This is a genomic window from Psychrobacter sp. MES7-P7E (assembly GCF_002863645.1).
Lineage (GTDB): Bacteria > Pseudomonadota > Gammaproteobacteria > Pseudomonadales > Moraxellaceae > Psychrobacter.
Genome location: NZ_PJBU01000009.1, coordinates 1 through 12,600 on the forward strand (window position 1 = coordinate 1; position 12,600 = coordinate 12,600).

The 12,600-nt window shown below is 42.9% G+C and carries 11 protein-coding genes; 6 read left to right on the forward strand and 5 right to left on the reverse strand.

Features of this window, described 5'->3' with window-relative positions; all coding sequences use genetic code 11:
• Positions 1–15: 15 nt before the first annotated feature.
• Together CXF62_RS00695 and ybaK are read right to left on the reverse strand one after the other, a co-directional pair.
• Positions 16–390 (reverse strand): 5-carboxymethyl-2-hydroxymuconate Delta-isomerase, encoded by a 375-nt coding sequence (locus CXF62_RS00695; protein ID WP_102092545.1) that lies wholly within the window; start codon positions 388–390, stop codon positions 16–18.
• A 204-nt stretch (positions 391–594) separates the two neighbouring features.
• Positions 595–1,083 (reverse strand): Cys-tRNA(Pro) deacylase, encoded by a 489-nt coding sequence (ybaK, locus tag CXF62_RS00700; protein ID WP_102090904.1) that lies wholly within the window; start codon positions 1,081–1,083, stop codon positions 595–597.
• Positions 1,084–1,474: 391 nt separating this feature from the next.
• On the opposite strand from ybaK, the gene plsB reads away from it, so the two are divergent.
• A complete protein-coding gene (plsB, locus tag CXF62_RS00705) occupies positions 1,475–4,120 on the forward strand; it encodes a glycerol-3-phosphate 1-O-acyltransferase PlsB (RefSeq protein ID WP_371548602.1) in 2,646 nt (881 codons plus the stop codon).
• A gap of 104 nt (positions 4,121–4,224) precedes the next feature.
• Here the strand turns inward: plsB and ettA are convergent, their stop codons facing one another.
• The gene (gene ettA / locus CXF62_RS00710; protein WP_057757965.1) at positions 4,225–5,886 is read right to left on the reverse strand and encodes an energy-dependent translational throttle protein EttA; all 1,662 of its coding nucleotides are present in this window, start codon (positions 5,884–5,886) and stop codon (positions 4,225–4,227) included.
• Positions 5,887–6,289: 403 nt separating this feature from the next.
• On the opposite strand from ettA, the gene CXF62_RS00715 reads away from it, so the two are divergent.
• The 4 genes from CXF62_RS00715 (at position 6,290) to CXF62_RS00730 (ending at position 10,093) form a co-directional block, all read left to right on the forward strand.
• Positions 6,290–7,540, forward strand: a complete 1,251-nt coding sequence (locus CXF62_RS00715; protein ID WP_228153118.1) for a flavin reductase family protein — start codon at positions 6,290–6,292, stop codon at positions 7,538–7,540.
• A gap of 158 nt (positions 7,541–7,698) precedes the next feature.
• Positions 7,699–9,147, forward strand: coding sequence for a fatty acid desaturase family protein (locus CXF62_RS00720; RefSeq protein ID WP_102092547.1), 1,449 nt, complete (start codon positions 7,699–7,701; stop codon positions 9,145–9,147).
• Positions 9,148–9,347: 200 nt separating this feature from the next.
• Positions 9,348–9,641, forward strand: a complete 294-nt coding sequence (locus CXF62_RS00725; protein WP_102092548.1) for a GNAT family N-acetyltransferase — start codon at positions 9,348–9,350, stop codon at positions 9,639–9,641.
• Positions 9,642–9,799: 158 nt separating this feature from the next.
• Entirely contained in the window at positions 9,800–10,093 is a 294-nt protein-coding gene (locus tag CXF62_RS00730) for a 4a-hydroxytetrahydrobiopterin dehydratase (RefSeq protein ID WP_057757953.1), read from the forward strand.
• Between the two features lie 133 nt (positions 10,094–10,226).
• Here the strand turns inward: CXF62_RS00730 and CXF62_RS00735 are convergent, their stop codons facing one another.
• Positions 10,227–10,382, reverse strand: coding sequence for a DUF1328 domain-containing protein (locus CXF62_RS00735; protein WP_082624527.1), 156 nt, complete (start codon positions 10,380–10,382; stop codon positions 10,227–10,229).
• 501 nt (positions 10,383–10,883) lie between these two features.
• Here CXF62_RS00735 and CXF62_RS00740 point away from each other — a divergent pair.
• The gene (locus CXF62_RS00740; protein WP_102092549.1) at positions 10,884–12,170 is read left to right on the forward strand and encodes a saccharopine dehydrogenase family protein; all 1,287 of its coding nucleotides are present in this window, start codon (positions 10,884–10,886) and stop codon (positions 12,168–12,170) included.
• 99 nt (positions 12,171–12,269) lie between these two features.
• Here CXF62_RS00740 and CXF62_RS00745 read toward each other — a convergent pair.
• Positions 12,270–12,600: transposase (locus CXF62_RS00745; protein WP_145990509.1), on the reverse strand; the 331-nt coding region annotated here is incomplete at its 5' end.

Sequence of the window (12,600 nt, forward strand, 5' to 3'; positions counted from 1 at the left end):
TTAAGGCGAGTACTGTTAGTCACCAAGCATTTTTTTATGATAGACCGCACTTATCTCTTCAACTTCTACACATATCTGCAATGCCGCACGTCCTGACTGCTCTGCGCCTATTTTTTCCTCGATAGTAGCAACCAACATCTCAGCCAACTGGTCACGAGTGGCCATATCACGTCCGCTCATCAGCTTTAGGTGGACGTAAATAAATCCATTGGCCTGTTCATCATCTTCAACACCTACTAGAAATGAGTTAATAGGTACAATACGGGCTTTGATATCAGTAGGCAGCTTAAACTGACCACTATCCCACAATGCTTTGTTTAACGATTTGAGCAGTGATTCTTCGTGAGCGATACTGACGTTGGGTGTTACTTGAATGGTTAAATGTGGCATGAGCATGTCCTTAAATGTAGATAAAAATAATAGATAAACCGGCGTATAAGTCTACGCCTCATCGCTATGGTCAATCTACAACAATCTTGCGCCAAAATATTTTCAATACAAGCGAACCCAGTATAGATTACTCATAAATATGCTTAGCGAAATTGTCGACATGGCCATTTTGTAATAGGCAGATGATAGCCACCGTATAACATTTTACTCATCAGTAATACCACTAAAGCAAGCATCAAGCGTCGCGGCCAACTGTGCAGGCGGCAATTCAATCTCAAGACCGCGGCGGCCACCACTTACATAGACAGTGGCCTGATCTTGAGCTGTACTATCTATCACGGTTTTTAGTCGCTTTTTTTGACCCAGTGGACTGACGCCACCCAACACATAGCCTGTGCTACGCTCTACTTGTTTGGGGTCAGCCATCTGTACTTTTTTGCAAGATAGCAGTTTGTTAGAAGATAGCGCCTTAGCCATTTTTTTAAAGTTAAGTGTCTTGTCGACTGGCAATATCGCCACAGCAAGTACACCCGTATCAGTGGTCACCACTAGAGTTTTAAACACCTGTGTCACCGCTACGCCAAGTTTTTCTGCGGCTTCTAAACCAAACGATACGGCATTGCTGTCGTGAGTATATTCGTGTACTTGGTAATCAAGGTTACGTTTTTTGGCAAGATCGATAGCTGGAGTCATAAGTTTTAGGCTTAATAAAATGAAATTGAAAAATAGACGCTATATTTATGAGTCATCGGTGATATAAATATATTATTACCCTAAACATGTGAACTTTCAAATGTTTGAGCATTTTGTATAATTGGTCACTCACTACAGCGTAACCAAACCGTATTAATATTGGTAGTATATACAGACACTATATATCGCTTTGGTGGCTTTTATGGCATCATAAGCGCAACATATTTGACTATTTTTGATACTGATTATGATACCGAAGTTCTTAAAAAAACGGATTTTTAAAGCGCCAGTCGCGACTGATGGCACTGCTAAAACTGTTGGCAATGCAATCGCTACTAAGCCTTATTCTAATGCACCGATCAATCAGCTGTATCGTAAGCTGTCAGGTCAGATGCTCGATATCGCCGTAAAACCTAAGTTATTAGGCGAGCTACCTGAGTTCGACAATGATGATCAGACGCTACGGTTTTATGTACTACAGGACTATTCTCGTTCAAACAGTATTCTGATTGACTTGCAGACGCAAGAGCACAACTTACCGCCAGCACTGGTTGGAGTAAATGATGCCGCCCATAATATTAAAGAAAATGCGGCCATCATATTTTTGAATCACCCAAGTGCTAAAGACAGCCAATTGTCACCTCGCCTTTCTCGCTTAGTGTCTGCTGTATTGCAATATCCGGAGTTAAAGGTACGTCTAGTGCCCGTATCGATTCTGTGGGGACGCGCACCTGAAAAAGAAGATTCGTTATTTAAGCTACTGACTGCTGACAACTGGCAAGATCCTAGCATCACTAAGCAATTATTTAATATCGGGGTGATGGGCCGCGACACTTTTGTACAGTTTCACCCACCGCAAGACTTACGTACCATTATCAACGATAATCTCAAAGGCGACGTGGAAGGACCTGCTACCTTTGACTCAGTTGCTACAGATGCCCTTAAAGCAGATTTAACAGCGGCGGATTCACTCGATACAGAGTCAACGGCTACTAACAGTGATGACGCAACTGACGCTGCGCAGATACCAAACTATGCGCTAGTCGCATCGGCTGATAGTAATCGTGAACTGGTTCGTATGTTGCAGCAGCAATTGTCGATTTATTTAGATAAGCAGCGCGCTAGTATGCTTGGCCCAGATCTATCAGATAGACGTAACTTGGTAGACAAACTGGTGTACTCGCCAGCTATTAAGCATGCGATTGAGATGGAAGCGGCCGAGAAAGGGACTAGCGTTCGAGAAGCTCGCAGTCAGGCCAGAGGCTATGCTAATGAGATGGTCAATGACTACTCTCATTCTATCATCCGTGGTTTTTATAAATTTTTGACATGGTTGTGGACGCAGTTGTATGACGGCGTAGAAGTCCATCATTTCGAGCGAGTACGTGACCTTGCGACCGATTATGAGCTGATTTATGTGCCTTGTCATCGCAGCCATGTCGACTATCTATTACTGTCTTATGTCATCTACAAACGTGGCCTGAGTATCCCTTATGTCGCAGCAGGTGACAATTTAGATGTACCTGTATTAGGCCCACTATTACGCGGTGCCGTTGCTTTTTATATTCGTCGTAGCTTCCGTGGCAACGCGCTGTATACTGCTGTACTGCGCGAATATATGCATACCCTTATCACACGCAATACTCCGATTGAATACTTTATCGAAGGTGGTCGCTCACGTTCAGGTCGCCTACTACCGCCAAAAATGGGTATGCTAGCGATGACTGTGCATAGCCAACTACGCCAAACCAATAAACCTGTGGTATTTATTCCAACTTATATTGGTTACGAGCGCATTATGGAAGGCGGCACGTATGTCGGTGAGCTAAAAGGTAAGCCAAAAGAGTCAGAGTCTTTGATTGGACTACTTAAAGTTGGCCGCAAAATCGAACGTATCTTCGGTAATGTGCACTTGAGCTTTGGTACGCCGTTGCATCTTAGCGACTTTATGACAAAATTCGATGTGCCAGCCAATAGTTTGCCATCCGATCGTACTGACTCGCTGCTTGATGAAAAAACCAGCGCTATGGTTGATAACATCGGCGTAAAAGTCATGCAGCATATCAACAAAGCTGCGGTCGTCACACCTGTATCGCTGCTGTCATTGGTTCTGCTATCAGCACCGAAAGCTGCATTGGATGAAAATATTTGCCGCGAGCAAATCGCACTGTACCAAGGTCTGGCTCAGCAGCTGGTCTACTCAGAGGATACAGTTATCACTGATATGACGCCGCAGCAAATCATTGATTATGGTATTAAGTTAAAGCTTATTGAGCGTACGCCGCATATCTTGGGCGATATCATTCAGGTCGCAGGTAAACAAGCAGCGTTACTTAGCTACTTCCGTAATAACATTTTACATGTCTTTATTTTGCTGTCGTTCCTGTCTGCACTAGTCGCACGCAACGGACGTATCAAACGCAGCCGTCTCGATAGTATCGCTGAGCAGCTATATCCGTTCTTACAAAGTGAGCTGTTCTTATATTATCCAGCACATGGCTTGGCTGATACGCTCAATAAGAAAGTTGATAATCTGCTGTCTCATGGACTCATCGTTGACTTGGGTGATGATACGCTCAGCGTTCCTGAGTCTAATAGTAAGCATTATCAGCAGTTACAAGTGCTGGCAACACCAGTTGGACAAAGCCTTGAGCGTTACTTTATGACGCTTGCACTACTCGCTCAGCAAGGCTCTGGTAATTTGACTGAAAATGAAGTTGTTGACCTGTGTCACCTGCTCGGACAGCGTTTGTCTGTGCTTTATGCAGATGATATTCCTGACTTCTTTGATCGCGCCTTGTTTACCAGCTTCATCAGTGCGTTGACTCGTCTTGACTATCTACAAAAAGATGATGAAACAGGCATATTGACTTTCGATCATCGCATTAACGACATCGCTCATCATGCTAAGTACGTGTTAACGCCTGATATGATGCAAATCTTGCAGCAAGTTGCTAGTTTGGACGAAGAAGAAATCACTCACGCCATTACTGAGATTAGTAATAAAAAACAGCGTAAGTTTGGGCGTAAGCGTTAATTTTAACGACTACCCATACCCTTTAAGATTTTACGCTAAACAAAAAAAGACCGCTAACGATTAGCGGTCTTTTTTATTGAATTTCAATACACTAAAAAGCTGTATTAGTTGGTAATTTTCTTGTACTTGGCACGTTTAGGACTGGCATCGTCACCCATCGTCTTTTTACGATACGCTTCAAACTCAGTATAGTTACCGTCGAACCAGACTGGGCCTTCTTCTTCGAACGCCAAGATGTGAGTCGCGATACGATCAAGGAACCAGCGATCATGCGATACGACCATTACTGTACCTGGGAATACTTGAATCGCATCCTCTAGTGCACGTAAGGTTTCGATATCCAAATCGTTTGATGGTTCATCGAGGAGCAATACGTTTGCGCCTTGCTTTAGCGTCTTCGCTAACTGCAGACGGTTACGCTCACCACCTGATAATTGACCGACGTGTTTTTGCTGATCTGAGCCTTTGAAGTTAAAACGTCCGATATAGGCACGGCTTGGCGTGGTGTAGTCGCCAACCGTAATGATATCAAGACCGTCAGAAACTTCTTCCCATACGGTTTTGTTGTCATCTAGATGATCACGTACCTGACCGACATAGGCAACTTTAACACTTTCACCCAAATCAACTGAACCTGTATCTGGCGTATCGCGCTCAGTAATCATGTTAAACAGTGTGGTTTTACCCGCACCATTTGGACCGATAATACCAACGATACCACCAGCTGGTACGTTAAAGCTTAGGTTTTCATACAGCAGACGATCGCCGAATGATTTAGAGATATCATTAATCTCAATAACCTTGTTACCCAAACGTGGACCAGGTGGAATATAAATCTCAGAAGTCTCATTACGTTTTTGGAACTCAGTTGAGTTCAATTCTTCGAAACGCTGTACACGAGATTTAGACTTAGCCTGTTGGCCTTTCTGGTTTTTACGAATCCACTCAAGCTCTTTTTTCAGCGCTTTAGCAAATGATTCTTCTTGCTTGTTCTGCTGCTCTAGACGCGTGTTCTTTTGCTCTAGCCATTCAGTATAGTTGCCTTCATACGGATAACCATGGCCACGGTCAAGCTCCAAGATCCACTGAGCTACGTTATCCAAGAAATAGCGATCATGGGTAATGGCAACGATAGTACCGCTGTAGTTCTGCAAGAACTGCTCTAGCCATGCAACAGACTCGGCGTCCAAATGGTTGGTCGGTTCGTCAAGTAATAGCATGTCAGGGCGCGACAATAGCAGACGACATAGTGCCACACGGCGTTTCTCACCACCTGACAGTTTGCTAACGTCCGCATCCCATGGTGGCAGACGTAGCGCATCGGCTGCTTTTTCTAACTGGTTATTTAAGTTGTGCGCGTCCCAAGACTGGATGATATCTTCCATCTTGCCTTGCTCTTCAGCAAGCTTATCAAAATCAGCATCAGGCTCTGCGTATTCAGCATAGATAGCATCTAGACGTGCTAGCGCATCTAGCGCTTCGCGCATACCGTCTTCGACATTACCACGAACGTCTTTGCTGTCGTCTAGCTGTGGTTCCTGTGGCAGATAGCCAACTTTGGTACCTGCCTGCGCGCGTGCTTCACCACTAAACTCAGTATCCACGCCTGCCATGATACGTAGCAAGGTTGATTTACCTGAACCGTTGATACCCAAAACACCAATTTTGGCACCAGGGAAAAACGATAGGTTGATATTTTTTAGGATTTCACGCTTAGGGGGAACAAGTTTTGACACGTTGTTCATCGTGTAAATATATTGAGCCATTAACACTCCGATAGACTGCATAGAAGAGAACAGCAAATGCAACTCAGCGATGATGCCAAGCGTGCCGTACCTCAAAATCAGGGTTACAAATTATAGGTCATTATCGCATTGTGGCGCATACCCTGCAAGCTGACAGGTTGTTTTACCAGTTGTTTTACCGTTTTTGACAGCAGGCTATGGCCTTTAGCTATAAAACACGCGTTGTAAAAGTAACGCAAGAAGTCTTATCTTAATGAACTAACTTAACATTTTGATTCATTAGCGTTTTATAAAGACCACAAAAAATAGCATCAAAACTTTCGCAAATTTAATCAATAGCCGTTAGCATATTAGTGTGGCTTAACAAGGTCTATCGGCTCGATTTCATTTTCGATTATTAGAATGACTTATAAGCTGACTTTGTATGCGTTACATCATTCACTTTCATAGCAATCATACAGGTACTGATAATATGGCCAACGGCTATCGCCCTGAAATTATTCAACGTGCGTTTGTCGATTTTATCGGATCGCGCTTACATCCGTTTTGGTCATTGACGACTCCTAAGTTACGCCTGATCGCACGCTATACATTAAGTGATGATTTAATAGCACTTCGATTTGAGACCAATAGAGCCTTTAAACAGCAGATTTCTGAGATGATGGGTGGTTGGCAAGGCGGTCAATATCTTGATTTGCGCGTTTGTATTGAGGGGGTCTATCACCAGCGTAGCTACTCGATAGTGGGCTTGGCGCATCAACCACTTTGGTGGCTCGACGATACTACCGAGAACCACACAGCAAACCAATGTCATACGGTAACTATCGCGATTAAACCACAAGGGTTGGTATCTGACTATTTAACCAAGCAGATACCGTTGGCTAGTGTCGTTGATACAAGCCTGCCACTTGGAAATTTCACTTTGGAACAAACCTCAATACTAAGGCAGCAAATATCAGAGAATAAGCAACCCTCTCCTTTGCTATTCATCACTGGTGGTAGCGGTATCACGCCTATGCTCGGACTTATCACTCAAGCCTTGAGTAATGGACATCAGGTAACGCTGTTGCATTATAGTCGGACTGTTTCATCCAAGCTGCAACATCAGTGGCAACAGCTGAACGATACTCATCCAGACTTCACTTATCATCTAATCCATACTGAAGATCCGACTACCTATTTGGCTGTTACAAGATACTTAAGTGCAGAGGGTCTGCTGTCGCTAAACTTACCTCTAGCAGATACGCAAATATTTGCCTGCGGTTCACAAGCGTTATTAGCTGGCTTATATAAAGCCGCCGCAGAGATAACTTTACCTATAGACAAACAGCTGCGCGATAACATCATAGTAGAGAACTTTGGTAATGCCCTAGCTAATGTTGATAATGGCAGCAATCAAATATTCGATAAAACGATACCTGTAGAAGAACACACTGTCTATTTGCGGTCACGGCAACGACAGTTTAGCAGTGACACGACCATACTGGCTGCGGCTGAGAATGCAGATGTACGGCTAGCATATGGTTGCCGGCAAGGTATTTGCCAGTTATGCCGCTGTAATAAAGTCAGCGGCGTGGTCAAAAACGTCCAAACAGGGAAAGTGAGTGGTGATGGTTACGAGTCTATTCAGACTTGTATCAACATTGCCATGACTGATGTGGTACTCGATGTTTAATGACTGATTTAATAGAACGACTGGCTCAATAGAAAGCATATGCCAAACAACCTATGAGAAATAAAAGGCAAACGTTATTTTATAGGCTAAAACTCAGATAACTTATCAAACCGGATGCAGTGCTGCTTATTCACGCCGTTTCGGTTAAGGATTTATTTATGCACTTATTACCACCCGTTACTACGCCACAATCTGCTGTGCCTATTTTGACGCCCTTGTCCGATACTCAGCTAGCAAAAAACGCGCCTTCACATTTGACGCCGCAAACGTCGTACTCGCAGCTTAATGATGAAGCAATCAATGATAGCGGTCAGCCAGGCACATCGACACGGACTCGCTACCCAACGTTGACTGGCGCACCTTTATCAAAGCTTCAAAGTGATGCTTTAGCCGTAGAGCTCAATGCCCTATATAAAAGCGTCATGGACTCGCTAGGCAGTAAGGATGCACGCTATATACAGCGGATATATGCCACCGTGGTATATAGTGAAATTATCGCCCGTGGTCTACTTGCAGCGGCTGGGCGTATGCCATCGAAACGCAGTCTAGTCGCTACTTGGCTACTAGGCACGTCTTTACTTAGCTTTAGCAAAATATTGAACAACATGGAGCTGGGTCATAACGTCATGCATGGTCAATATGACTGGATGCAACACCCGCACCTTAATAGTCAAAAATTCGACTGGGATATTGTCTGCCCTGCTCCATTATGGCAACACTCTCATAATTATCTACATCATACTTTTACCAATATTGTTGGCCGTGACCATGACGTAGGCTATCACTTAATTCGAGTGACTGACGAGCAGCCTTGGACGCCAGAAGATCGCTACAATATGTTTAGTACAGCGGTACTGGCATTTGGCTTTGAATGGGCAGTAGCTTTTCACGACATCCAAATCAGTGCCGATGAATACGCTGACTCCCCTGATCTACACAAAATCATGCAACAAAAGTCTCGCGCCTTATTTGCCAAAATTGGGCGACAAATAGGCAAAGACTATATCGCACTGCCATCTGTAGTAGCGCTGACACTAGGTCGTCGTAGCGCCTTGAGTACGTTGAGCGGTAACATGACTGCCAACACTGTCCGTAATCTATGGACGTGGGCGGTAATTTTTTGTGGGCATTTCACTGAGCAAGCGCATATCTATACCCATCTCGATGCCAATGAAAGTAAAGGCGACTGGTATGTACGCCAAATCCTTGGCTCTAGCAATATCAAAGGCAGCAAATGGTTCCATCTTTTGACAGGTAACTTGTCCCACCAAATTGAGCATCATATATTTCCTGATATGCCAGCTGGCCACTATGCAAAGATTGCGCCGCAGGTACAGGCCATATGCCGTAAGTATGGTTTAAGCTATAACACTGGCCACTTTGGCACACAACTCAAGCAAGTACTGGGACGTATTTATCACTTTAGCAAACCTAGTGAAAAAGAATGGCAAGCCTATGTACAGTCAACGAAAAATGCAGATAGTACTACTCATAAAGATGATAGGTCAGCTGTCAATTTAGAAAACAAATTAGCGATAGAGAACACTGATGGTCTCACTCGCTTTTTGCCTCCAGTCGTCCGTAAAGCTATCTCCTATGCATGGTGACATATTCATATTTGCAACTAGATACGGCCATGATAAGGTAGGACAACAAACATAGGTGACGTTAACAGTCGTCCCATCAACCATTACGGTAAGCGTCTAGATTGTTAAGTATCAAAACTACATACTAAACTGGCACTATCGAAATTAATAAAATATTTAGTTCATAATAAAAATTTGATAATAAGAAATGGAGTATATTAGTGAGTAATCAAGCCTCTAAACCAAATCTAGAAATTGTTCATAATCAAGCAGCGAACCGCTTTGAGACATCTATCGACGGTCAGACAGGTTATATTAGCTATCAGGACAGTGCTGACAAATTGGTCTACGATCATACTATCGTACCGCAGCAATTAGGCGGTCAAGGCGTTGGTTCAGCACTGGTAAAGCACGCATTGAATTATGCACGCGAGCAAGACAAGAAAGTGATACCACAATGCTCATTTGTCGCGTCATACATTAGCAAACATCCTGAGTATCAAGATTTGATTTAACTGTCTACATAATTAGACTCAAGTAATTCGTTAACTAGACTCAGTTAAATGACATCGGGCAAAGCAGGAAATGTATGTAGATATTTATTTAGCATAGGAGATGTACCCTAGTACCAATTTTAATAAACCAATTCGACATAACAATAAAGGTTATTAATATGAGTAGTTTATCTGACAAACAAATCAATCTACAGCTAGAAGAGCTGGCTGGCTGGCAGCGTGACGGCAATAGCATCGTCAAGACCTATCATTTCAGCGATTTTATCGAAGCTATGAGCTTTATGAATCAAGCGGCATTTCATGCTGAAGCGCTTGAGCACCATCCAGAATGGCGTAATACCTACAATATCGTGGAGGTTCGTTTAACCAACCACGATACAGGTGGTATATCTAGTCTGGATATTCGTTTAGCCAAGCGCATGGAGCATATTATTCAGCCCAAACGGTTATAGTAGCAAGTTTACAATGTATGCCTTGATGCCGATTATCCGAGTTCTCTATTGATTACCCTAGTCAAAGCAGACAAAAAAAGACCCTCAATTGAGGGTCTTTTTTATAGTAGGTATTTACAACGATAAGCTGTGTTTACATCTTACGACTGACAAAGGCAACGATAAACAAAATCACAGCGACTGCTAAGAAAATGTATGCCAAATTAGCAGACAATCCTGCGACACCGCCAAAACCTAGGAAACTCGCTAATAATGCGATCACTGCAAAAATAATGGCCCAACGAAACATAATCTTCTCCTCAATAATGGTAAAAAACAGATATTAGAATTTATATAGCATCTATTTAACTTGTTTTTATCTAATGCTAGTTATTACTGTTTACGTTTATAGATTAGCAATGTTCTTCTCTAAAAAACGTTCATTTTAGTAATAATATCGGTAGGTTATGTAAAGTTTGTAGTAACTGTTAATGTCTCATACCTCTTTTTCTTTAATAGATGATATTTTCGAAATAGAATTATATTTCTGAATACAGCGTTATTTAACTGAGAGTTATTAAACTAAGCGCTTTTTACCTGAATGTGCTTTTATTAAATGCTCTTTTACTGGACTCTGTTCCTCTAACTGCAGGCAGAACTATTTTAAATTCCTCACGTTATATGTGATGTTGTATGTGAGGTAGGCTGCAAACTATAAACTGTAGCGACCTCACAAACCCCTAACCTAATCAAACGACTTGGTTTATAGTTTACTATCCACTTATTCTCAAATCTATTAAGGACAATACATATGGATACCAATACGGATACTGAAAACCTTATACAAAAAACCAGCGGCGACACACGCCCTTATGCAGTTGTTCTATATGGCGCGACAAGCTTCGTCGGTCAGATCACTGCTCACTATTTAACCAATTTTTTGTCAAATAATAAGAACGAAGATGGCTCAAACGTATCATGGGCGATCGCAGGTCGTGATGAAGACAAGCTCAACAAGTTGCAGGCCAAACTTGAGAGCAAGGTAGACATTATTATTGCCAACAGTAACGATGCTGACAGCCTTGATAAGATGACAAAGCAAACTCAAGTCATCATCTCTACTGTCGGTCCTTATCTAAAGTATGGTGAGCCACTGATCAAATCTTGTGCTGAAAACGGTACAGATTATGTCGATCTTACTGGTGAGGCTATTTTCATCAAAGATATGATGGATAAGTACCAAGACATTGCCAAGCAAAGCGGTGCCCGTATTGTTAACTCTTGTGGTTTTGATTCTATACCTTCAGATTTGGGTGCGTACTTTACCCAAGCTAAGGCAGAAGAAAAGTTCGGCGAGACCTGCAATGTCATTCATATGCGTGTTAAAGCAGCGAAAGGTGGTATCTCAGGTGGTACTATCGCATCGATGGCATCGATATTTGAAGAAGCTGGTGAGGACAAAGCACGTCGCAAACAAGTGGCCAATCCTTATCTGTTAAACGATGATAGTGATGCACCAAACGTACGTCAGGATAATGTTAGCAAACCAGTATATGATAGTAATCATAAGCGCTGGTTAGCACCTTTCGTCATGGCCACCATCAATACGCGTATCGTCCATCGTACTAACCAATTACTCAGCTATGAGTACGGTCGCGATTTTAAATATGATGAAGCGATGTGGATGAAAGATGGCGTCAAAGGAAAACTGTCTAGCTATGCTATGAGCGCAGGTTTATTGGGCTTTGCTACTGCGATGATGATTAAACCAAGTCGCGAGTTACTATCCAGGCACGTCTTACCAAAAGCTGGCTCAGGCCCTTCTAAAGACGAGCAAGAGAACGGCTACTTTGATATTCGTCACTTTGGACAAACGGCTAAAAATGACACTATTACCGTTAAAGTAACAGGTGATAGAGATCCTGGTTATGGCAGTACCTCTCGTATGATTTCGCAGGCGGCATTATGCTTGGCACAAGATATCAGCAAAGAGGACATTGGCGGTGGGTTCTGGACACCAGCATCTGCGATGGGTGATAAGCTAATAACACGCTTAGAAGCGCATTCTGGTCTTAGCTTTGAAGTGATTGATAGTTAATCTATCGCATGATGACAAAGGCTCAATGTCTTTATGACCGTATCTTGGTTTCGAGATACGGTTTTTTTGAGCCCATCCCATATTCTGTGTAACTGCCCTTTAGATTAAATGCTTACTGATACGGTCATCAAACATAATCATAAAACGATTCAGAGCAGACGTCCAGTTACGGATTGGCATCGCCCACTTTTTAGACGCCTGCTGGGTGGCTAAGTACACCACTTTGAATGCTGCCTGATCAGATGGGAACACCTTACGCTTATTCACTGCCGTCCGAATCACACTGTTTAGCGACTCTATCGCATTGGTGGTATAAATCACTTTTCTGATGTCTTTCGGATACTCAAAGAACACCGTTAAGCCCTCCCAGTTATTGCGCCAAGACTTGACCACGTGCGGGTAATCTTTGCCCCAAGTCTCATCAAAGTGC

Coding starts and splice junctions, on each gene's coding strand:
- plsB (WP_371548602.1), top strand. CDS start 1,475: ATGCTCGATATCGCCGTAAAACCTAAGTTATTAGGCGAGCTACCTGAG.
- CXF62_RS00740 (WP_102092549.1), top strand. CDS start 10,884: ATGGATACCAATACGGATACTGAAAACCTTATACAAAAAACCAGCGGC.
- CXF62_RS00730 (WP_057757953.1), top strand. CDS start 9,800: ATGAGTAGTTTATCTGACAAACAAATCAATCTACAGCTAGAAGAGCTG.
- CXF62_RS00720 (WP_102092547.1), top strand. CDS start 7,699: ATGCACTTATTACCACCCGTTACTACGCCACAATCTGCTGTGCCTATT.
- CXF62_RS00715 (WP_228153118.1), top strand. CDS start 6,290: ATGCGTTACATCATTCACTTTCATAGCAATCATACAGGTACTGATAAT.
- ettA (WP_057757965.1), bottom strand. CDS start 5,886: ATGGCTCAATATATTTACACGATGAACAACGTGTCAAAACTTGTTCCC.
- CXF62_RS00695 (WP_102092545.1), bottom strand. CDS start 390: ATGCCACATTTAACCATTCAAGTAACACCCAACGTCAGTATCGCTCAC.
- CXF62_RS00735 (WP_082624527.1), bottom strand. CDS start 10,382: ATGTTTCGTTGGGCCATTATTTTTGCAGTGATCGCATTATTAGCGAGT.
- ybaK (WP_102090904.1), bottom strand. CDS start 1,083: ATGACTCCAGCTATCGATCTTGCCAAAAAACGTAACCTTGATTACCAA.